The organism is Streptomyces sp. HUAS TT7 (assembly GCF_051550175.1).
GTDB lineage: Bacteria > Actinomycetota > Actinomycetes > Streptomycetales > Streptomycetaceae > Streptomyces.
Genome location: NZ_CP196175.1, coordinates 2344197 through 2364947 on the forward strand (window position 1 = coordinate 2344197; position 20751 = coordinate 2364947).

18 protein-coding genes and 1 pseudogene are annotated in these 20751 nt (G+C 71.5%); 10 read left to right on the forward strand and 9 right to left on the reverse strand.

Translation table 11 applies throughout. The features are described 5' to 3' along the window. Positions 1–55: 55 nt before the first annotated feature. Together ACSHXC_RS10390 and ACSHXC_RS10395 are read right to left on the reverse strand one after the other, a co-directional pair. Positions 56–1459: an ATP-binding protein gene (locus ACSHXC_RS10390; RefSeq protein WP_438291309.1), complete on the reverse strand. Its 1404-nt coding sequence runs from the start codon at positions 1457–1459 to the stop codon at positions 56–58. 15 nt (positions 1460–1474) lie between these two features. Beyond that, positions 1475–2176: a response regulator transcription factor gene (locus ACSHXC_RS10395; protein WP_438291310.1), complete on the reverse strand. Its 702-nt coding sequence runs from the start codon at positions 2174–2176 to the stop codon at positions 1475–1477. 303 nt (positions 2177–2479) lie between these two features. Here ACSHXC_RS10395 and ACSHXC_RS10400 point away from each other — a divergent pair, with 303 nt between their 5' ends. The 8 genes from ACSHXC_RS10400 (at position 2480) to ACSHXC_RS10435 (ending at position 9170) form a co-directional block, all read left to right on the forward strand. Then, positions 2480–3265: an amino acid ABC transporter ATP-binding protein gene (locus ACSHXC_RS10400; RefSeq protein WP_438291311.1), complete on the forward strand. Its 786-nt coding sequence runs from the start codon at positions 2480–2482 to the stop codon at positions 3263–3265. A 117-nt stretch (positions 3266–3382) separates the two neighbouring features. Continuing rightward, positions 3383–4303 (forward strand): glutamate ABC transporter substrate-binding protein, encoded by a 921-nt coding sequence (locus ACSHXC_RS10405; protein WP_438291312.1) that lies wholly within the window; start codon positions 3383–3385, stop codon positions 4301–4303. Between the two features lie 93 nt (positions 4304–4396). Further along, positions 4397–5044, forward strand: coding sequence for an amino acid ABC transporter permease (locus tag ACSHXC_RS10410; protein ID WP_438291313.1), 648 nt, complete (start codon positions 4397–4399; stop codon positions 5042–5044). Continuing rightward, on the forward strand, positions 5041–5955 hold the full coding sequence (locus ACSHXC_RS10415; RefSeq protein ID WP_438291314.1) for an amino acid ABC transporter permease: 915 nt from the start codon (positions 5041–5043) through the stop codon (positions 5953–5955). The genes ACSHXC_RS10410 and ACSHXC_RS10415 overlap by 4 nt, the downstream gene beginning before the upstream one ends. A gap of 143 nt (positions 5956–6098) precedes the next feature. Further along, positions 6099–7784, forward strand: a complete 1686-nt coding sequence (locus tag ACSHXC_RS10420; protein ID WP_438291315.1) for an FAD-dependent monooxygenase — start codon at positions 6099–6101, stop codon at positions 7782–7784. A 281-nt stretch (positions 7785–8065) separates the two neighbouring features. Further along, a complete protein-coding gene (locus ACSHXC_RS10425; protein ID WP_309506048.1) occupies positions 8066–8113 on the forward strand; it encodes a hypothetical protein in 48 nt (15 codons plus the stop codon). 125 nt (positions 8114–8238) lie between these two features. Then, the gene (locus tag ACSHXC_RS10430; RefSeq protein WP_438291316.1) at positions 8239–8766 is read left to right on the forward strand and encodes a cysteine dioxygenase; all 528 of its coding nucleotides are present in this window, start codon (positions 8239–8241) and stop codon (positions 8764–8766) included. Beyond that, complete coding sequence (locus tag ACSHXC_RS10435; protein WP_438291317.1) at positions 8763–9170, forward strand: rhodanese-like domain-containing protein; 408 nt, start codon at positions 8763–8765, stop codon at positions 9168–9170. The genes ACSHXC_RS10430 and ACSHXC_RS10435 overlap by 4 nt, the downstream gene beginning before the upstream one ends. Before the next feature lie 8 nt (positions 9171–9178). Here the strand turns inward: ACSHXC_RS10435 and recX are convergent. The 4 genes and pseudogenes from recX to ACSHXC_RS10455 all read right to left on the reverse strand — a co-directional run. Beyond that, positions 9179–9868: pseudogene (gene recX, locus ACSHXC_RS10440) on the reverse strand (recombination regulator RecX); the annotation flags it as partial. After that, on the reverse strand, positions 9805–10926 hold the full coding sequence (gene recA / locus ACSHXC_RS10445; protein ID WP_189969370.1) for a recombinase RecA: 1122 nt from the start codon (positions 10924–10926) through the stop codon (positions 9805–9807). The pseudogene recX and the gene recA, both read right to left, overlap by 64 nt. Positions 10927–11172: 246 nt before the next feature. Beyond that, the gene (locus tag ACSHXC_RS10450; protein ID WP_438296516.1) at positions 11173–12273 is read right to left on the reverse strand and encodes an AI-2E family transporter; all 1101 of its coding nucleotides are present in this window, start codon (positions 12271–12273) and stop codon (positions 11173–11175) included. A gap of 284 nt (positions 12274–12557) precedes the next feature. After that, positions 12558–12752 carry a DUF3046 domain-containing protein gene (locus ACSHXC_RS10455; RefSeq protein ID WP_053726402.1) on the reverse strand — a complete coding sequence of 65 codons (195 nt, stop codon included), beginning with the start codon at positions 12750–12752 and terminating at the stop codon, positions 12558–12560. Between the two features lie 80 nt (positions 12753–12832). Here ACSHXC_RS10455 and ACSHXC_RS10460 point away from each other — a divergent pair, with 80 nt between their 5' ends. Continuing rightward, positions 12833–13765: a hypothetical protein gene (locus tag ACSHXC_RS10460; protein WP_386041973.1), complete on the forward strand. Its 933-nt coding sequence runs from the start codon at positions 12833–12835 to the stop codon at positions 13763–13765. 108 nt (positions 13766–13873) lie between these two features. Here ACSHXC_RS10460 and ACSHXC_RS10465 read toward each other — a convergent pair whose 3' ends face one another. The 3 genes from ACSHXC_RS10465 to ACSHXC_RS10475 form a co-directional block, all read right to left on the reverse strand. Next, a complete protein-coding gene (locus tag ACSHXC_RS10465) occupies positions 13874–14182 on the reverse strand; it encodes an AzlD domain-containing protein (protein ID WP_189969366.1) in 309 nt (102 codons plus the stop codon). Continuing rightward, positions 14179–14988 carry an AzlC family ABC transporter permease gene (locus tag ACSHXC_RS10470; protein WP_438291318.1) on the reverse strand — a complete coding sequence of 270 codons (810 nt, stop codon included), beginning with the start codon at positions 14986–14988 and terminating at the stop codon, positions 14179–14181. Before ACSHXC_RS10470 ends, ACSHXC_RS10465 begins: the two co-directional genes overlap by 4 nt. 167 nt (positions 14989–15155) lie before the next feature. Further along, entirely contained in the window at positions 15156–15983 is an 828-nt protein-coding gene (locus ACSHXC_RS10475; RefSeq protein WP_438291320.1) for an AraC family transcriptional regulator, read from the reverse strand. 56 nt (positions 15984–16039) lie between these two features. Here ACSHXC_RS10475 and ACSHXC_RS10480 point away from each other — a divergent pair, with 56 nt between their 5' ends. Continuing rightward, complete coding sequence (locus ACSHXC_RS10480; protein WP_438291321.1) at positions 16040–20665, forward strand: ATP-dependent helicase; 4626 nt, start codon at positions 16040–16042, stop codon at positions 20663–20665. Positions 20666–20751 lie beyond the last annotated feature (86 nt).

Consider the following 20751-nt stretch of genomic DNA (forward strand, 5'->3'; position numbering starts at 1 on the left):
AAGCCGAAAACCAAAAGCTGAAATCTGTCAGCCGTCAGCCGCCCGTCCCCCGCCCTCATGCCCCAGGTTGCGTACGCGGCACCGTCACCGTCACGCGCAGGCCGTGCGGGTCGTGGTGGGCGTAGGCGATGGTTCCGCCGCCTGCCGCGAGCAGGGCGCGGGAGATCGAGAGGCCGAGGCCGGAGCCCTTGATGTTCTGGTGGCGGCCAGCGCGCCAGAAGCGGTCGCCGATGCGGCCGAGTTCCTCGTCGGTGAGGCCCGGGCCCCGGTCGGTCACCGTCACGGTGGCCCGGGGGCCGTCGACGGCGACGGTGACCCGCACGTCCTCGCCCTCGGGGGTGAACTTCAGCGCGTTGTCGATCACGGCATCCAGCGCGCTGGACAGCGCCACCGGGTCCGCCCAGCCGGTCGCGGCGGCCGAGCCGTCCGCGATCAGCCGTACGCCCTTGTCCTCGGCGAGCGGCCGCCACGCGGCGACCCGCTCCCCCACGAGCGCCCCCACGTCGGTGAGCTGGAGGTCGGCCGCGGCATGCTCGGCCAGTGCCAGGCCCAGCAGGTCGTCGAGCACTTGGGCGAGGCGCTTGCCCTCGGTGCGTACCGAGGCGATCTCCTCATTCCCTTCGGGGAGTTCGAGCGCGAGGAGCTCGATGCGCAGCAGCAGGGCGGACAGCGGGTTGCGCAGTTGGTGCGAGGCGTCGGCGACGAAGGCGCGCTGCTGCTCGAGCACCTCTTCGACGTTGTCGGCCATCTCGTTGAACGAGTGGGCCAGCCTTCTGAGTTCCGGGGGCCCGCCGGCGGCCGCGACGCGTGACTTCATGCGGCCGGTCGCGATGTCGTGGGTGACGGCGTCCAGGACGCGTACGGGCCTGAGCACCCAGCCGGTCAGCCGGAACGCGGCGCCGACCGCGAGCAGCATGGCCGCCAGTTCGCCGGCCGCGATGAGGAGCCATCCGTGCAGGGTGTCCGAACGCATGCTCCCGGTGGGCGAGTCGGTGACCACGACCGCGATCACGTCGCCCTCGCGTACGACCGGTGAGGCCACCACCAGGCGGCCGCGCTGCCACGGCCACACCTGGGCCGGGTCGTGGCTGCGGCGCCCGGCGAGGGCCTCGTGGAAGGCCATGTGCCCCTCGCCCTTGGCGGGCACGGTCCAGCCCGTGGGGGCGCTGGCCATGGCGGTGCCGTTGCGGAAGAAGACGCCCGCCCTGATCCCGTACAGAGTGGAATAGCGGGTGAGTTCCTCCTCCAGGGTGGTCAGCCGTTCCGCGCTGTTGGTGTCGTTGCCGTCGGTGGCCGTGACGAACTGGGCCAGCGCCGCGAAGCGCGCGGTGTCGTCGATGCGGTCGACGACCACCCGCTGCTGCTGGGCGTGGGCCACGCTCAGCGCGAGCGGGAAGCCGAACGCGACCAGGACGAGCGCGAGCAGGAAGATGAGCAGCGGGAGAAGTCGGGTGCGCACCGGGCTTCTCGGGTCTCAGAGGGCGGCCGGCGCGACGAGCCGGTAGCCGACGCCGCGCACGGTCTCGATCAGTGCCGGCATGCGCAGTTTGGAGCGCAGGGAGGCGACGTGCACTTCGAGAGTGCGGCCGGTCCCTTCCCAACTGGTGCGCCACACCTCGCTGATGATCTGTTCCCGGCGGAAGACGACGCCCGGACGCTGGGCCAGGAGCGCGAGCAGGTCGAACTCCTTGCGGGTCAGCTGCACGCTCTCGCCGTCGACGCTGACCCGGCGGGTGGGAAGTTCGATCTGCACGCGGCCCAGGCACAGTTCGGGCTCGGCCGACTCGGGCCGCGCGCCCGGCGGCGGGCGGCGGATGACCGCGTGGATACGGGCGATGAGTTCGCCGGTGTCGTACGGCTTGACCACGTAGTCGTCGGCGCCCAGGTTCAGCCCGTGGATGCGCGAACGCACGTCGGCGCGCGCCGTCACCATGATCACCGGGATGGAGGTGCGCTTGCGGATCTTGCCGCAGACCTCGTAGCCGTCCTGGTCGGGCAGTCCGAGGTCGAGCAGGACCACACCGAAGGGTGGTTTGGCACAGCGGTCGTCAGGAAGAAGCGCCTGCAGCGCCTCTTCACCATTGCGCGCGTGCTTCACCTCGAAACCGTGCTTGGACAGCACGGCGGACAGGGCGGCGGCGACATGGTCGTCGTCCTCGACGAGCAGCAGTCTCATGGCCCCCCTCCCTGGATTTTCCCGGGCCTTTCGGGCCCATGGGGCCTTTCGGCCCGAACGTTCATCGGCCGCTTCACGGCATGTACCCCCGAATCCACGCCCATGGTCGCCACTCCGGTCAAGGGGGCGCCCGCCCGTGCGCACCATCCGTTACGGAGCCGGTATTCCGCCGGGGTGCGCGCTCACCCAGAGTGCTTCCACGCAACCGGATCGTTATGCTCAAGTTCCGCTCAGATGTAATGACGCTGGTCACGACTCACCACTACGGTCCTCCCCAACCGAGGAGGACGGAGCAAGAAGCCGATGAGCGGAGTATCAGTGGCCAAGGGGACCGAGGACGCCGTACCCGCGTCGGGTGACCTGGTCGTGCTGAACAACGTCAACAAGCACTTCGGCGCGCTGCATGTGCTCCAGGACATCGACCTGACCATCGCCCGTGGCGAGGTCGTCGTCGTCATCGGGCCCTCAGGGTCCGGGAAGTCCACGCTGTGCCGCACCATCAACCGCCTGGAGACGATCGATTCCGGGGCGATCTCGATCGACGGCAGGCCGCTGCCCCAGGAGGGCAGGGAGCTGGCGCGGCTGCGTGCCGATGTCGGCATGGTCTTCCAGTCGTTCAACCTCTTCGCGCACAAGACGGTGCTCGAGAACGTCATGCTGGGCCAGGTGAAGGTCCGCAAGACCGACAAGCAGGCCGCCGAGCAGAAGGCCCGCGCCCTGCTCGACCGGGTCGGCGTGGGCACCCAGGCCGACAAGTACCCGGCGCAGCTCTCGGGCGGGCAGCAGCAACGCGTCGCGATCGCACGGGCGTTGGCGATGGACCCGAAGGTGATGCTCTTCGACGAGCCCACTTCGGCGCTCGACCCGGAGATGATCAACGAGGTTCTCGAAGTCATGCAGCAGCTGGCGCGGGACGGGATGACGATGGTCGTCGTCACCCATGAGATGGGCTTCGCCCGCTCCGCCGCGAACCGGGTCGTCTTCATGGCCGACGGCAGGATCGTCGAGGAGGCCACGCCGGACCAGTTCTTCAGCAACCCGCGCAGCGACCGGGCCAAGGACTTCCTGTCGAAGATCCTGCACCACTGACGAGAGCCGCCGCCCGGCACTCAACTGGCCTGTCCCGCACGATGGTTGGCATCGGGCGGTGGCACGGGTCGGCCGACCGATGACGACCAACGACCAACGACGCAAGGAATGTTCGCCATGATGCTCCGCAAGTCCGCCGCCGTCGCGGCGATCGCCGCGCTCGCCCTGACCGCGACCGCCTGTGGCGGCAAGTCCGGCTCCGCCGGTGACAAGCAGTCCGCCCAGCCGGGCTCCAGCGGCGCGCCGCAGCTGCCGACGTACACCGTCGCCTCGAACGTCACCCTTGACTCGCCGACCTTCAAGGCGGCCAAGGAGCGCGGCAAGCTGGTCATCGGTTCCAAGGCCGACCAGCCCTACCTCGGCTTCGAGGACCAGTCGACCAAGGAGCGCTCCGGCTTCGACGTCGAGATCGCCAAGATGGTCGCCGCCGACCTGGGCTTCAAGCCCGACCAGATCGAGTGGAAGACCGTCGACTCCGGTGTCCGCGAGACCGCGATCTCCAAGGGCCAGGTCGACTACTACGTCGGCACCTACACGATCAACGACAAGCGCAAGAAGCAGGTCGGCTTCGCGGGCCCGTACTACAAGGCCGGCGCCGACCTGCTCGTCCGCAAGGACGACACCTCGATCAACGGCAAGGACTCCGTCAAGGGCAAGAAGGTCTGCTCGATCGTCGGCTCCACGCCGCTCCAGGAGATCAAGAAGCCCGAGTACGGCGCGTCCGTCGTCGAGCTGGCCAAGTACTCGGACTGCGTGCAGCAGCTCCTGTCCAAGCAGGTCGACGCCGTCACCACCGACGACGCGATCCTCAAGGGCTACGCCGCCAAGAACTCCGGCAAGCTCCGCGTCGTCGGCAAGCCGTTCACCGAGGAGCCGTACGGCATCGGCATGAACAAGGACGACAAGACGCTGCGCGAGTTCATCGACGCCTCGCTCGAGAAGCACGAGCAGGACGGCACCTACAAGAAGATCTACGACGCCACGCTCGGCCTGTCCGGCTCCAACTACCAGGCTCCGCCGGCCGTCGTCCGCTACTGATCGACACCGCTCGAAGCGCCCCGTACGCAGTACGGGGCGCCACGGCCCGCCCCGCCCGATCCCCCAGCCGCTGCCCGCCGACGCGGAGACCTCATGAACGTACTGCTCGACCATTTCGCGGAGTTCCGCGACGGCTTCATAGGCACTGTGGAGATCACCGCCGTCAGTTCGGTCATCGCCCTGGTCCTCGGACTGCTGCTCGCCGGTTTCCGGGTCTCCCCCGTGCCGCCGCTGCGCTTCTTCGGCACCGCCTGGGTGACGCTGCTGCGCAACACCCCGCTGACGCTGCTCTTCCTGGTCTTCTTCTTCGTCGTGCCGGAGATCCTCTACCCCGGCATGAGCCCGTTCCTGCTCGGTTCGCTCGCGCTCGGCTTCTACACCGCGTCGTTCGTCTGCGAGGCCGTGCGGTCCGGCATCAGCACGGTGCCGCTGGGGCAGGCCGAGGCGGCCCGCTCGATCGGCATGAGCTTCACACAGACGCTGCGCATGATCGTGCTGCCGCAGGCCACCCGGACAGTCATCCCGCCGCTCAGCTCGATCTTCATCGCGCTCACCAAGAACTCGGCGATCGCCGGCGCCTTCAGCGTCACCGAGCTGTTCGGCTGGCAGAAGCTGATGAGTGACCAGGGGTACGACATCGTTCCCGTCTTCCTCTGGGTCGCCCTCGGCTATCTGATCGTCACCTTCGCGATGAGCGGTCTCTTCCGCCTTCTTGAGCGCCGCATGGAGGTCGCCCGATGAGTGCCAGCGTTCTCTACGACGCCCCCGGCCCCAAGGCCGTCGTACGCAACCGGATCTACGCCGTCGTCGGTTCCCTCGCGCTGATCGCTCTGATCGCCCTCGCGATCGTCCGCCTCGCGGACAAGGGCCACCTCGACTACGCGATGTGGGACATCTTCAACTACGCGGGCATCCGGCAGAACATCGCCGACGCGGTGCTCGCCACCCTCAAGGCGTTCGGCCTCGCCGCCGTCGGCTCGCTGGTGCTCGGTGTGGTGCTCGCCGTGGCCCGGCTCTCCGACCACAAGCCGGTGCGCTGGGCGGCCACCGCTTTCATCGAGCTGTTCCGTTCCATCCCGCTGCTCATCACGATCTACGCGGTCTGGGTCGGCTTCCTCACCGACTACTCGATGTGGGCGCTGGCCCTCGGCCTGTCGATCTACAACGGCTGTGTGCAGGCGGAGGTGCTCCGCGCGGGCGTCAACTCCGTGCCCAGGGGGCAGCGCGAGGCGGCGTACGCGCTGGGCATGAGCAAGTCGCAGGTCATGCTGAGCGTGCTCATGCCGCAGGCCGTCCGGGCGATGCTGCCGACGATCATCAGCCAGCTCGTCGTCACCCTCAAGGACACGTCGCTCGGCTTCATCATCCTGTACCCGGAGCTGCTCCAGACGGCGCGTCTGATCGCGAGCAACACCCAGGTCAACGGCCAGTACCCGTACGTCTCGACCATTGTTGTCATCGGCTCCATCTATGTGGCGATGTGTCTGGTGCTCTCGGCGCTCGCGACGTGGATCGAGAAGCGTGGGCGCCGGGCGAAGACCGGCATCACCATGGGGGCGGCTGCCGCTCCGATCACGGCCGGCGGCCCGGGCGCCGTCCTCGGTGTCGAAGGGACCGATGGTTCCGACGTGGCGCCTGCTACGACGAACTGACGGCACAGGAGGCGGTGACGTTCGCGTCGCTGCCTCCGTCACTTGACGCAAGCACGCGCAGTGGGTTGCATACGTTCTGTGATCGTGCACCGGGTTCCCCGCGCCACCTGCAAGCCGTCCCGACCCGCCTCGGGAGCCGCGCCGTGGACCCGGTGATCGTCGTCGGCGCCGGTCCGGTGGGACTGGCGCTGGCCCTCTCGCTCGCCGCCCAGGGCGTACCGTCCGTCGTCCTCGACGAGGGCTCGGGCAAGGACGAGCCCCGCCCGGTCCGCACGGTCGTACTGCGCCCGGACATCGCCTCGTTCGTGACGGGCCTGGGCTGTACGACGGTGCGCGACGAGGGCGCCCGCTGGGTGGCCTGGCGGTCCATGAGGCGCGGTCAGCTGGTGCGCCGTGTCGGGTTCGGCGAGTCCCTGGCCGACGTCCCCTCGCCGGTGCACATCCCGCAGCACGCCCTGGCCCGAGGGCTGCGCGACGCCCTTGCCGCGTCCGGTCTCGTGCGGGTGGTACCGGACAGCCGCCTGGACGCGCTGGAACAGGACGCGGAGGGGGTCTCCGTCCACACCTCGGGGCCCGGCGGGACCTGGTGGCGCGGCAGCTATGTGGTGGGCTGCGACGGCGCCCGCTCCACCGTCCGCAAGCTCCTCGACATCCGTTTCGCCGGCCGTACGGCGGTGGAGCGCCAGGCGGTTGTGGCCCTGCGTACCGAACTCCCGTGGCCGGGCGAGGCGTTGCTGCACCGGCTGCCGCCCTGGCGGGCCAGCGGCGACGAGGCGACGGCCCGCCCCCTCCAGGACGGCGTCTGGCGGCTCGACTGGCTGCTTCCGCCGCGCGCCGAACTGGTCACCCCCGACGCCCTGTTGGGCCGCGTCCGGGACACGCTCGCGGGCTGGTGCGGGTCGACACCGCCGTACGAACTCCTCGACACCGGCGTCCACACCGTGCATCACCGCCTCGCCCGGCGCTGGCGGGTGCGCCGCGCGTTCCTCGCGGGGGACGCCGCGCATCTGCTCGGCGTGCTCGGCACACAGGCCCTGGACGAGGGCCTGCGGGACGCCCAGAACCTCGCCTGGAAGCTGGCCCAGGCCTGGCACCACGGGGCCTCAGAGGTACTCCTGGACAGCTACCAGACGGAACGCCGGTCGGCGGTCGCGGCCCGGCTGCGCACGGCCGACCAGTCGTTGCCCATCCTTCGCGGCGGTGCGGGGCTGCGCGGCTGGATCCCGGGGACCGCCCGCGGCCACGACGCCCTGGTGACCGACGGCCACGTGGGGCGGGGCCCGCTCGGCGCGCCCCCCTCCTACCCGCACTCCCCCCTCACACCCCCGTACACCGAGTCGCACATCCCGGTGGGCACGGGGCTGGGCGCACCGGCCGCCGACATCTGCGTCACGGCCCCGGACGGCGCGACCGTGTCCCTGCGGGACCGGCTCGGCAGGGGCAGGCTCCTGGTCGTGCTTGTCGCCCCGGGCACCGGGGTCTGGGACCGCCGCCACTGGCTCACGGCCGGGGTCATGCCCCGCCTGGCCGCCGCGGTGTCGGCGCTGCCGCTGGACGCGGAACTCCTGGTCGCCGAGGACTATCCCGGTGCGCCGGCCCACGCCGTCCTCCTCGTACGCCCCGACGGGCACCTGGCCGCCGCGTTCAACGGGGTGCAGCCCGCGCAGTTGTACGCCGCGGCCGAGGCGGTGCGGGGAGAGGCCGGCGGGGGCGAACCGGGTGTGGGGGCTGCTGGGGCGGGTGCCGGGGGCTCGGGTGCAAGGGTCGCGGGGGCGGGTGCTGCGGCGAGGGTTGCGGGGGCGGAGGGGCGGACGGCTGACATCAAGTGATGTCTGTCAGCTGTTGCCCGGCGTTGGCCATCCGGAATCCGTCAGCTGACATCTGACGTCTGACAGCCGTGATCCGTCGACCGACGGCTGACGGCTGACGGCTGACGGCTGACGGCTGACGTCGAATGTCCAGCGTCGCCGGTGACCTACCGGCCGCCATCCGTTATCCGTTATCTGCCATCTGCCATCTGCCATCCGAACAGCGATTGACCGACGCAGGCGCACATGGTCTACTCCGGAACGTGACCGACACCGATGTGCGCCTGTGGCGGAGGGTCCATATGGACCTCGTCCGCTATGCGGGCTGCGTGTGTCGTCCGTCCTGCTGATTCGCCTTCCCTTCGCGCCGTACCGCCGCGCCCTTGAGGCGCCGTCTGCCGTACGCGCGCATCCGCGAACTTTCTCAGGACGGTCCCCCGTGTCGCTCTCTGTCAGCACATCTGTCCCTACATCCGTGCCCGCTCCCGCCTCCACACCCGGATCCGGCTCCGCGCCGACCGAGGCGGACCTGCTCGACTTCGCCCTCCGCACCGCTGCGGACGCCGCGCTGGTGGCCTCGCTGCCCCTCGACGACGAGGGGCGCACCTGGATTCGGCTCGACGGCCCGGGCGGCAGCGAGGCCTGGCTGATCGGCTGGCCGCCCGGCACTGGTACGGGCTGGCACGATCACGGCGGTTCCCACGGCGCCTTCGCCACCGCGGCCGGCGCGCTGCGTGAGGACTCGCTGGCAGCCCGCCTGCCCACCGAGGGCTGGCGCACCCTGGAACTCGCCGAAGGCATCGACCGTTCAAGGCAGTTGGGTTCGGGAAGCGGCCGGGCCTTCGGGCCGCACCATGTGCACGAGGTGCGGAACGAGTCCGGGGCCGAGCACGCGATCTCGGTGCATGCCTACTATCCGCCGCTGCCTCTGATCCGGCGCTACAGCCGGACGGGCGCGGTGCTCCGTATCGAGCAGGTCGAGCGTCCGGAGGACTGGCAGTGAGTGCGGAACGTACGCGACCGGTGGGGATCGACGACCTCCTCGACCGGGTCAGGGCCGGTCTGGACCGGGTCACCGCCGAGGAGGCCTTCGCCGAGGCCACCGAGGGGGCGCTCCTGGTGGACATCCGGTATGCGGCGCTGCGCGAGAGGGACGGGCTGATTCCTGGCGCCCTGGTCGTCGAGCGCAACGAACTGGAGTGGCGGCTGGATCCGCAGGGCAGCCATCGCGCCGCCGAGGCGACCGGCCACGATCTGCGGGTGGTGGTGATCTGCAATGAGGGGTACGCCTCGTCGCTCGCGGCAGTGTCACTGCGGCAGTTGGGGCTGCACCGGGCGACCGACCTGATCGGCGGCTTCCAGGCGTGGCGCACGGCGGGGCTGCCGGTCACGGCCCCCGCCGGCTGACCGGCGGCTCACATCTCGTACAGGTCGTCCGCGTTTTCGCCCTCCTGCTCCAGTGCCTGGCGGACCACTCTGAGGGCCATGCCCTCCGGGTAGCCCTTGCGGGCGAGCATGCCGGCGAGGCGGCGGATCCGGCGGTCGCGGTCGAGGCCGCGGGTTGAGCGGAGTTTGCGCGCCACCAGGTCGCGCGCGGTCTCCTCCTCCTGGTCGGAGTCGAGCTGGCCGACGGCCTCATCGATGACCGTGGAGTCCACGCCCTTGGTGCGCAGTTCGCGTGCCAGCGCGCGGCGGGCAAGCCCGCGCCCGTGGTGGCGGGACTCCACCCATGCGTCGGCGAACGCCGCGTCGTTGATCAGTCCGACTTCCTCGAAGCGGGAGAGGACCTCTTCGGAGACCTCGTCGGGGATCTCCCGCTTCTTGAGGGCGTCGGCGAGCTGTTTGCGGGTCCGGGGGGTCCCGGTGAGCAGGCGCAGGCAGATGGCCCGCGCCCGCTCAGCCGGGTCCTGCGGCGGCGGCTCCTTCTCGGCCCTCGACAAGTCGGTGCCGTCGCCCGCTCCATTCGGGCCGCCCCGCCGGGAGCGGGCCCGCTCGGGGCCCGGCTCCTCGGGGTCGGCCCATTCGGTCCTGCGGGTCACCGCTAGCTCTTGGCAGCGGCGGCCTTGGCCGTCTTGGCCTTGGTGGCCGGGGCCGGAACCGCGGCCGCGTCAGCCGCCGGGGCGGTCTCGGCGGCGTCCTTGCCGGGCTCGGCCGTCGGCTCCTCCGGACGGACACCGACGCCCAGCTTCTCCTTGATCTTCTTCTCGATCTCGTTGGCGAGGTCGGGGTTGTCCTTCAGGAAGTTACGGGCGTTCTCCTTGCCCTGGCCCAGCTGGTCGCCCTCGTACGTGTACCAGGCGCCCGCCTTGCGGACGAAGCCGTGCTCGACGCCCATGTCGATCAGGCCGCCCTCGCGGCTGATGCCCTGGCCGTACAGGATGTCGAACTCGGCCTGCTTGAAGGGCGGCGCGACCTTGTTCTTGACGACCTTGACGCGGGTGCGGTTGCCGACCGCGTCCGTGCCGTCCTTGAGCGTCTCGATCCGGCGGATGTCGAGACGTACCGAGGCGTAGAACTTCAGCGCCCGGCCACCGGTCGTGGTCTCCGGCGAGCCGAACATCACGCCGATCTTCTCGCGGAGCTGGTTGATGAAGATCGCGGTGGTCTTCGACTGGTTGAGGGCGCTGGTGATCTTCCGGAGCGCCTGGCTCATCAGGCGGGCCTGCAGACCCACGTGCGAGTCACCCATCTCGCCCTCGATTTCCGCGCGCGGCACCAGGGCCGCCACGGAGTCGATGACGATCAGGTCGAGCGCGCCGGAGCGGACCAGCATGTCGACGATCTCCAGCGCCTGCTCGCCGTTGTCCGGCTGCGACAGGATCAGGTTGTCGATGTCGACGCCGAGCTTCTTCGCGTACTCGGGGTCGAGGGCGTGCTCGGCGTCCACGAAGGCCACCGCGCCGCCGGCCTTCTGGGCGTTGGCCACCGCGTGCAGCGTCAGGGTCGTCTTGCCGGAGGACTCCGGGCCGTACACCTCCACCACGCGGCCGCGCGGCAGGCCGCCGACGCCGAGCGCCACGTCGAGCGCGGTCGACCCGGTGGGGATGACCTCGATGGGCTCATTCGGCCGCTCGCCCAGGCGCATCACCGCGCCCTTGCCGAATTGCCGTTCAATCTGTGCGAGCGCGGCGTCGAGCGCCTTCTCGCGGTCAGTTCCTGCCATGGGTTCCACCCGATTTGCTTGAGTCGATCGCTTCACGTCAAAGACGCTAACCCCTGCCACTGACAATGGGCCCCGACGTCCTTCCAGCCTGTGGATAACTCCACCGGAAACGCGATGGAACCCGTGCAAACACAGGGCCGGACTCCCATGAGAATGGATGTTCGATTTTGCTGTCAAGCACACCACGCACGGCGGAGCACTGCACCCACACCCGCCCATCAATCCCGACAAATAGGAAATTCCAGCCTACGGCGTCGCCTCGGGCGCCGCCGCGGAGCCCTGGCCGCGCGGCCGGTGCCTGCCGTGCACGCGCGGGTCGTCCGTCACGTCGTACCGCTTCACATAGGCGCCGAGGAACGCCTGCAGGGTCGCGACCGCCGGGATGGCGATGAGGGCGCCGACCGCGCCCATGAGGGCGGTGCCCGCGATCACCGAGCCGAAGGCGACGGCGGGATGGATGTCCACGGTCCTCGCGGTGAGCTTGGGCTGCAGCATGTAGTTCTCGAACTGCTGGTAGATCACCACGAATCCGAGCACCCACACCGCGTACCAGGGGTCCACGGTGAAGGCGATCAGCATGGGGAGAGCGCCCGCCAGATAGGTGCCGATGGTGGGGATGAACTGGGAGACCAGCCCCACCCAGACCGCCAGCGCCGGGGCGTACGGAACGCCGAGGATCTGCAGCAGGATGTAGTGCGCGATGCCGGAGATGAGCGCCATGAGGCCGCGCGAGTAGAGGTAGCCGCCGGTCTTGTCGACCGCGATCTCCCAGGCCCGCAGCACCTCCGCCTGCCGGGCCGGCGGCAGCACGGAGCAGATCGCCCGGCGCAGCCTGGGCCCGTCGGCGGCGAAGTAGAACGAGAACAGGAAGATCGTCAGCAGCCGGAAGAGGCCGCCGAGAACGGTCGCGGAGACATCGAGCACGCCGGTCGCGCTGTTCTGGACGTACTTCTGCAGCCAGTCGGAGTGCAGCAGGCTGTCGCGCACCTCGACCCGCGAGAGCTCCGTGTGGAACGTGTGGTTGACCCAGTTGATCAACGAGTCGAGGTACTTGGGGAACTGCTCGACCATGTCGACGATCTGCCCCGCCAGCATCGAGCCGAGCAGCACGACGAAGCCGATCGTCGCGATCGTCAGGGCGAGGAAGACCAGGAACGTGGCCATGCCCCGGCGCATTCCGCGGGCCGCCATCCGGCCGACTGCAGGCTCCATGGCGAGCGCGATGAAGAACGCGATCAGGATGTTGATCAGCAGACCGATGAGCTGGTGGAAGGCCCAGCTGCCCAGCTGGAAACAGGCGTACAGGGCGAGCACGAGCACCACGGCGCGCGGCAGCCAGCGGGGCATGCGTGCGGCGGCGGCGAGCCCCAGGGTGCTCGCCGGGGGTCCGCCGGAGGCGGGCGATTCGCCGCGCGGGCCGCCCGCGGGGCCGGCTTCGCGGTCGCCCGCCCGGTCGGCTGCGCGGGGGTCGGTGTTGATCTCATCAGTCGGTGCCACGGAGCAAGTGTCGCCCACATGTCCGACAGCGAGCCGCCAAAGCTGTTCCGGCTGCCTGGCGGGGCCGCCCCGTCATCCGGAACCTCGCCCTTCACTCGAAGGCGGCCACCCGTGCGCCCCCTGAGGGGCCTCCGTCACCGTCTGTCCGCGGGCACGTCCATGGCGGCGCAGACCGCCCGCCAGACGTCCTTCGCCTCCCAGCCCGCGTCGAGGGCCTCGTGCACGGTGCGCCCGCCCAGTTCCGTCATCACATGGTCACGCGCGAAGGAGTCCGCGTACCCGGCGCCGAAGTGGTCGGCCATCCGCTCCCAGAAAATCGTCAACCGCATGACTCGAGTATCCCGCCCCTGAGAGTGCAGCCCCGGCGGTCGGGCCTACCCACGGCTCTGCGGGCCCTACCGTCTGAAACATGGCTGGTTCCGGAGCATCCCCCCACTCCCCCGACTCACCACTGGCGCGCGCCGCGCACTTCATCTGGCTGACAGCCAGGGTGCTCGAACAGCGCCGGTTCGCCTACCACTTCCTCGGCAAGGACGCCGACGCCGTCGAGGCGGCACTCTCCGCCTATCAGGGTGACGACGGCGGCTACGGCCACGCCCTCGAACCCGATCTGCGCGGCCCCGTCAGCCAGCCCCTGCACACCGCGCACGCGCTGCGGGTCCTGGACTCGGTCGGCCGGCTCGGCGGTCAGCGCGTGGAGCGGATGTGCCGCTACCTCACGGACATCTCCACCAAGGACGGCGCGCTGCCCGCACTGCACCCCTCGCAGCGCGGCTATCCGGCGGCGCCGTTCGTCCCGATCGTCGACGACCCGCCCAGCGCCCTGCTGACCACCGGCCCCGTGGTCGGGCTGCTGCACCGCAACCAGGTGTGGCACGCGTGGCTCTTCCGGGCGACCGACTTCTGCTGGGCCACGGTCGACTCGCTGGAGACGTCGCATCCGTACGAGGTCGAGGCGGCGGTCGCCTTCCTGGACGGCGCCCCCGACCGTTCCCGGGCCGAGGCGGCCGCCGACCGGCTGGGCCGGCTCGTCAGGGAACAGGGCCTCGCGGTGCTCGATCCGGCGCGGATCGCCGACTACCCGGTCTCCGAGGGATACGCCCCCGGCGAGCGCCACTTTCCGCACCACTACGCGGCCGTGCCGGAGTCGCTGGCCCGCCGGTGGTTCACCGACGAGGAGATGAAGCGCTCGCTCGATCATCTGGAGGCGGAGCAGCAGGAGGACGGCGGCTGGCCGATCCACTGGCGTGCGTGGGCGCCGGGCACGGCCCTGGAGTGCCGCCCCATGGTGACGATCGAGGCGCTGCGCACATTGCGCGCCCACGGCCGCACCATCGGGTAACCCTGGCGACTTCCTGCCGGACGAGCCTGGCGGCGTCTCCGGGTCGACCGGGCAGACGAGGCGGTCGCGCTGGGGTACCGGTCCGGCGGGCCGCCCCGGCGCCTGTGCTCAGCCGCCCAGGGCCCGTACGCCCGCCGTGACGAGTACGGCGGCGCCGACGATCACGAGGAACGGGGCGCGCAGCACCAGCGCGACGGCTGCCGCCGCGAGTCCGGCCGCCCGGGCGTCGAGCAGCACCTGGTGGCCGGTGCTGAAGGTCTGCTGGGCGGTGAGCGCGGCGAGCAGTGCCACCGGCAGCAGTGCGGCAAGGCGCTTGACCAGCGGTCGCTCCAGGGCGCCTGCCGGGACCAGCAGGCCGAGGAGCTTGACGAGGTAGCAGCCGACGGCGGTGGCTGCGATGGCGATCCAGACGTTCAACGCGCTTGTCCCTTCGCGGAGTTCCCCGTTCCTTCGGACGGCCTCGGGGTGGCGTCCTGGGTGCGGGATCCCTCGCCCGCCCCTGTATCCCCCGGCGCACTCCGCCCCTTCAGGAAGAGCACGACGGGCGCGGCGAGTGCCGCGACCAGGACGGGCGCGCCCGCGGGCAGCACCGGCAGCATGGCCAGGACGAGTACGACCGCGAGGGCGGCCGTGATGCGCTCGGTGGAGGTCTTGAGCATCGGCGCGAGGAGCGCGAGGAAGACGGCGGGGCTCGCGGCGTCGAGCCCCCAGGCGTCGGTGTCGCCCAGGGCCTGCGCGCCAAGGGCTCCGGCGAGCGTGGTCAGGTTCCACAGCACGTAGAGGGTGAGGCCGGTGACGGTGAAGCCGATCCGCGCGGCCCGCCGGGTGGGCTGGGCGAGGGTGACCGCGGTGGTCTCGTCGATCACCCACTGGGCGGCCAGCGGGCGCAACGCCCTGGGCAGCGCGAGCAGTTGGGACAGGCGCAGCCCATAGAAGGCGTTACGAGTACCGAGGAAGAAGGCGCCGGCCGCCGCGGTGAACGGGTTGCCGCCGGCCGCGAGCGCGCCGACGAGCGCGAACTGCGAGGCTCCGGTGAAGACGAGCAGGCTGAGCGCGCACGTCTGCAGGAGGTCGAGTCCCGATCCGGCCGAGGTCACTCCGAAGGCGAAGCCGGAGAGGCCGACGGCGACGCCGACGCCCAGGGCGTCGCGGACGACGGCCGCATCGGGTTTGCCCCCGGCCTCGGGGCGTATCTCTGGGGGTGCTGTCTGTTCTGCTGCCACACAGTGGACGTTAGAAGAAGGCGGCGCTTCGGTTCTTGTACGTTCTTGCACGCCCGGCGTTCTTGCACGCCCGGCGTTCTTGCACGCCCGGCGTTCTTGCACGCCGAGGGTCTCGCCGCACGTCTGCCTTCACATACGCTCACGCCTGCCTTGACGTACGCCCGCGCCTACGTCCTGGCGCGCTCGCGGCGATATGCGCCCGGCGTGACGCCGACGATCCGGGTGAAGTGGCGGTTGAGGTGCGGCTGGTCGGTGAAGCCGACGGCAACGGCGGCCTCGGCGGGCGGGGTTCCGCCGTCCAGGAGGCGGGCGGCCCGGCGTACGCGCTCGCCCGTCAGCCAGGAGTGCGGCGGCAGGCCGTATTCCGCCTTGAAGGCGCGCAGCAGCGCGAACGGGCTGGTGTCGAGCTCCTTGGCCAGCTGTTCCAGAGACGGCGGGGCGGCGAGCCGCTCCACCAGGAGGAACTTGGCCGCGGCTGCGGCGCGCGCTCCCGCCGAGCGGGCCGTCCGCTCGGGCAGGGCGTGGCCGTGCCGGCGCAGCAGCCGGGCGACGGCGATACGGAACACGCTGTCGGCGGCGAGCGCGTTGGCCTGCTCCGCCGCCCGGTGCACGTCCTGGATGAGCAGTGCGGTGTCCGGGTCCTCGACGATGGTCTCGGCGAATCCGGCGGTGCCGCGCAGCGTGGTGGTTTCCGCCGCGATATCGGCGACCAGCTGGGCCGAGGGGTAGAGCGTGGCGTACGTCCAGCCCTCGGGGACTCCGGCGTGGGCGGCGTGCGGCACCTCCGGGTTGATCATGACGACGGTGCCGGGGTGGGCCGGGATCGTCCCGCCGGGCATGATCACGTTCTCGATGCCGCTGCGTACCGCTCCGAAGACGAACCCCTCATGTGCATGGCGCGGAAAGGAGTGGCTCACATAGCGGGCCCGGAGCAGATCGAGGCCGGGCAGCTCGGAGTACTGCCAGTGCCGCGCCCATTCCTCGACCCCGTCCACATCTTCATTCTCGCAGGTCCGGGCCGTTGTCAGTGGGTGGGTGCACGATGGGGACCATGGCAAGGACAGCGCTGGACTCCTTCTCCCCCGCGACGCGCGGCTGGTTCACAGGGGCCTTCACCGCGCCCACCGCGGCGCAGGAGGGCGCCTGGCGGGCGATCGCGGAGGGTTCGGACGTCCTGGTCGTCGCCCCGACCGGGTCCGGCAAGACCCTTGCCGCGTTCCTCGCCGCGCTCGACCGGCTGGCGGCCACGCCCGCTCCCGCCGAGCCGAAGAAGCGCTGCCGGGTGCTGTACGTGTCTCCCCTCAAGGCCCTCGCGGTCGACGTGGAGCGCAATCTGCGCTCGCCGCTGACCGGGATCCGCCAGGAGTCGGTGCGGCTCGGGCTGCCGGAGCCGGAGGTGCGGGTCGGCATCCGGTCCGGGGACACCCCGCCCGCCGAGCGCCGGGCCCTGACCACCCGGCCGCCGGACATCCTGATCACCACGCCCGAGTCGCTGTTCCTGATGCTCACGTCCGCCGCGCGCGAGGCGCTCGCAGGCATCGAGACGGTGATCCTGGACGAGGTGCACGCGGTCGCGGGCACCAAACGGGGTGCCCATCTGGCGCTGTCCCTGGAGCGGTTGGACGAGCTGCTCCCGAAGCCGGCCCGCCGGATCGGCCTGTCGGCGACGGTGCGCCCGGTGGACGAGGTGGCGCGCTATCTGTCCCCGCAGCGCAAGGTCGAGATCGTTCAGCCGCCCTCCGCCAAGGAGTTCGACCTGTCGGTGGTCGTGCCGGTGGAGGACCTGGGCGAGCTGGCCGGCTCCCCGGCGGCCGATGCCCAGGAGGGTGCCGAGAAGCCGTCCATCTGGCCCCATGTCGAGGAGCGCATCGTCGATCTGGTGCAGGCGCACCGCTCGACCATCGTGTTCGCCAACTCCCGCCGCCTGGCGGAGCGGTTGTGCAACCGGCTCAACGAGATCGCCTACGAGCGCGCCATGGGCGCACCGCTTCCCGAGGCGCACTCCCCGGCGGATCTGATGGGCGGTTCGGGCGCCGCCGCGGGCGCCCCCGCACTGCTCGCCAAGGCGCACCACGGCTCGGTCTCCAAGGAGCAGCGGGCGCTCGTGGAGGAGGACCTGAAGGCGGGCCGCCTTCCGGCGGTGGTGGCCACGTCCAGTCTTGAACTGGGCATCGACATGGGCGCGGTGGACCTGGTGGTCCAGGTCGAGTCGCCGCCGTCGGTGGCCTCCGGGCTGCAGCGCGTGGGCCGGGCGGGCCACCAGGTGGGCGCGGTCTCCACGGGGGTGGTCTTCCCCAAGTACCGCGGCGATCTGGTCCAGTCGGCGGTGGTCACCGAGCGGATGCGCGCAGGGGCGATCGAGTCGCTGCGCATTCCCTCCAACCCGCTGGACGTGCTGGCCCAGCAGCTGGTCGCGATGACCGCGCTCGACACCTGGCAGGTGGACGACCTGATGGCGCTGGTGCGCCGGGCCGCGCCCTTCGCCGCGCTTCCCGAGTCGGCGTTCACGGCGGTCCTGGACATGCTGGCGGGCCGCTATCCGTCCGACGCCTTCGCGGAGCTGCGGCCGCGCGTGGTGTGGGACCGGGTGGCGGGCACGGTCACCGGCCGCCCCGGCGCCCAACGGCTCGCGGTCACTTCGGGTGGCACCATCCCCGACCGCGGCCTGTTCGGCGTCTTCCTGGCCGGGGCCGACCCCAAGAAGGGCGGCGGCCGGGTCGGCGAGCTCGACGAGGAGATGGTGTACGAGTCACGGGTGGGCGATGTGTTCACCCTGGGCACCACCTCCTGGCGGATCGAGGACATCACGCGCGACCGGGTCCTGGTCTCGCCCGCGCCCGGGGTGCCCGGCCGGCTGCCGTTCTGGAAGGGCGACCAGCTGGGCCGTCCGCTCGAACTGGGCCGCGCGCTCGGCGCGTTCCTGCGCGAGGTCGGCTCGCTCACGCCCGACGACGCCCGGCTGCGCCTGCTGAGCGCGGGTCTCGACGCCTGGGCCGCGGACAGTGTGATCGGCTATCTCGACGAGCAGCGCCGCGCCTGCGGCCACATCCCGGACGACCGGACGATCCTGGTCGAGCGTTTCCGGGACGAGCTCGGCGACTGGCGCGTGGTCATCCACTCCCCCTTCGGCGCCCAGGTGCACGCCCCCTGGGCACTCGCGCTCGGCGCTCGCCTGGCCGAGCGGTACGGTATGGACGCCCAGGTCATGCATGCCGATGACGGCATCGTGCTGCGGCTGCCCGACGCCGACCTGATGGGCCTCGACCTCCTCGACCAGGACCCGGGGCACCTCGACTCGACGTACGACAGCGAACGGGCCCCCGTGGGGGCCGCGGACACGGTGTTCGACAAGGGCGAGATCGAGCAGATCGTCACCGACCAGGTCGGCAGTTCCGCGCTGTTCGCCTCCCGCTTCCGCGAGTGCGCCGCCCGCGCCCTGCTGCTGCCCCGGCGCAACCCCGGCAAGCGCACCCCGCTGTGGCAGCAGCGCCAGAGGGCTGCTCAACTGCTGCAGGTGGCAAGCGAGTTCGGATCGTTCCCGATCGTCCTCGAAGCTGTCCGCGAATGCCTCCAGGACGTCTTCGACGTCCCCGGCCTGACCGAGCTGATGGGAGATCTCGAAGCCCGCAGGGTGCGTCTGGTCGAGGTCACCACACCGGAGCCGTCCCCGTTCGCCCGCTCCCTCCTGTTCGGCTATGTCGCGCAGTTCCTGTACGAGGGCGACTCCCCGCTCGCCGAGCGGCGGGCGGCCGCGCTCTCCCTCGACTCGCGCCTGCTCGCCGAGCTCCTCGGCCAGGCGGAGCTGCGTGAGCTGCTCGACGCCGAGGTCCTGACCGAGCTGGAGCAGGAGCTCCAGTGGCTCACCGAGGACCGCCGCATCAAGGATGCCGAGGGCGTCGCCGACCTGTTGCGGGTCCTCGGGCCGCTCACCGACGCCGAGTTGGCGGCCCGGGGCGCCGCGCCCGGCTGGGCCCGGGAGCTGGGCGGCGCACGCCGCGCCATCCGGGTCCGTATCGCCGGCACCGACCACTGGGCGGCGATCGAGGACGCGGGACGGCTGCGGGACGCGCTCGGTACAGCGCTGCCGGTCGGCGTTCCCGAAGCCTTCACCGAGCCGGTGAAGGACCCCCTCGGCGACCTGCTGTCCCGGTACGCGCGCACGCACGGCCCGTTCACCTCGGCCACCGCAGCGGCCCGGTTCGGCCTCGGTGCCGCGGTCACGGACGGCGCGCTGCAACGCCTCGTGGCCTCGGGCCGGGTCGTCCAGGGCGAGTTCCATCCGGCGGGCATCGGCCAGGAGTGGTGCGACGCGACGATCCTGCGCAGGCTGCGCCGCCGCTCCCTGGCCGCCCTGCGCCAGGAGTTGGAGCCGGTGCCGCCCGCCGCACTCGCCGCCTTCCTCCCCCAGTGGCAGCATCTGGGCAGCAACGGCCTGCGCGGCATCGACGGACTGGCGCGCGCCGTGGAGCAGTTGCAGGGCGCCGCCGTCCCGGCGTCCGCCCTGGAGAAGCTGATCCTGCCGTCCCGGGTCGCCGACTACAGCACGGGCCTCCTCGACGAGCTCACCACGACCGGCGAGGTCGTCTGGGCCGGGGCGGGCGCACTGCCCGGCAAGGACGGCTGGATCTCCCTGTACGTGGCCGACGCGGCCCCGCTGCTCCTGCCGCCCCCGCACCCGCTCGAACTGACCGCGCTCCACGAGTCGGTGCTCACCGCGCTGGCCCCCGGCTACGGCCTGTTCTTCCGCCAGCTCGCCGACCAGGTCCGCGCCACCACCCACCCGGAGGCGACCGACCCCCAACTCGCCGACGCGGTATGGGACTTGACCTGGTCCGGGCGGCTCACCAACGACACCCTGGCGCCGCTGCGTTCCCTGCTCGGCTCCGGGCGCACCGCGGGTTCCACCGCCCACCGCGCCAAGCGGCCCGTCCCGCGCGGCCGCTACGGCACCCTGACCGCCGCGGCCCGCCCGGCCTCGCGCACCGGGCCGCCGACCGTCTCGGGCCGCTGGTCCCTGCTCCCGCCCCGCGAGCCCGACTCGACCCACCGCGCCCACGCCCTGGCCCGCACCCTCCTGGACCGGCACGGCGTGGTCACCCGGGGGGCGGTGCAGGCCGAGGGCGTCGAGGGCGGCTTCTCGGCGACGTACCGGATCCTGGCGGCGTTCGAGGACAGCGGGCAGGCCCGGCGCGGCTATGTGGTCGAGGGGCTCGGCGCGGCCCAGTTCGCGATGGACGGCGCGGTGGACCGGCTGCGGGCGGCCGCCACCGCCCGGGACCGGGGCGCCGACGCGCACACCGCCCCGCAGGCGGTCGTCCTGGCGGCCGCCGACCCGGCGAATGCGTACGGTGCGGCGCTGCCGTGGCCCGAGGCGCCGGGCGGAGCCGGCCACAAGCCGGGCCGCAAAGCGGGCTCCATGGTCGTCCTGGTCGACGGCGAGCTCGTGCTGTATCTGGAGCGCGGCGGCAAGTCCCTGCTCGCCTGGGCGACCGAGCCGGACGATCCGGCGCTGACCGCGGCCTCCGGGGCCCTGGCGGGTGCGGCGCGGGCGGGCCGGCTCGGCACGATCACCGTGGAGCGGGCCAACGGCGACCCCGCCCTGACGTCCCCGCTGGCCCGCCCCCTGGAGGCAGCCGGCTTCGTGCCGACCCCGAGGGGGCTGCGCCTGAGACCCTGACGCGGCACCTCCGGGCGAAGGCAGGGCAGCCGTCATGCCCGCGCCGCCCGGGCGAGGCCAACCGTCCCCACCCCCGGCAGAATGGA

Coding starts and splice junctions, on each gene's coding strand:
- ACSHXC_RS10400 (WP_438291311.1), top strand. CDS start 2,480: ATGAGCGGAGTATCAGTGGCCAAGGGGACCGAGGACGCCGTACCCGCG.
- ACSHXC_RS10455 (WP_053726402.1), bottom strand. CDS start 12,752: ATGCGGTTGACGATTTTCTGGGAGCGGATGGCCGACCACTTCGGCGCC.
- ACSHXC_RS10460 (WP_386041973.1), top strand. CDS start 12,833: ATGGCTGGTTCCGGAGCATCCCCCCACTCCCCCGACTCACCACTGGCG.
- ACSHXC_RS10395 (WP_438291310.1), bottom strand. CDS start 2,176: ATGAGACTGCTGCTCGTCGAGGACGACGACCATGTCGCCGCCGCCCTG.
- ACSHXC_RS10410 (WP_438291313.1), top strand. CDS start 4,397: ATGAACGTACTGCTCGACCATTTCGCGGAGTTCCGCGACGGCTTCATA.
- recA (WP_189969370.1), bottom strand. CDS start 10,926: ATGGCAGGAACTGACCGCGAGAAGGCGCTCGACGCCGCGCTCGCACAG.
- ACSHXC_RS10480 (WP_438291321.1), top strand. CDS start 16,040: ATGGCAAGGACAGCGCTGGACTCCTTCTCCCCCGCGACGCGCGGCTGG.
- ACSHXC_RS10415 (WP_438291314.1), top strand. CDS start 5,041: ATGAGTGCCAGCGTTCTCTACGACGCCCCCGGCCCCAAGGCCGTCGTA.
- ACSHXC_RS10450 (WP_438296516.1), bottom strand. CDS start 12,273: ATGCCCCGCTGGCTGCCGCGCGCCGTGGTGCTCGTGCTCGCCCTGTAC.
- ACSHXC_RS10405 (WP_438291312.1), top strand. CDS start 3,383: ATGATGCTCCGCAAGTCCGCCGCCGTCGCGGCGATCGCCGCGCTCGCC.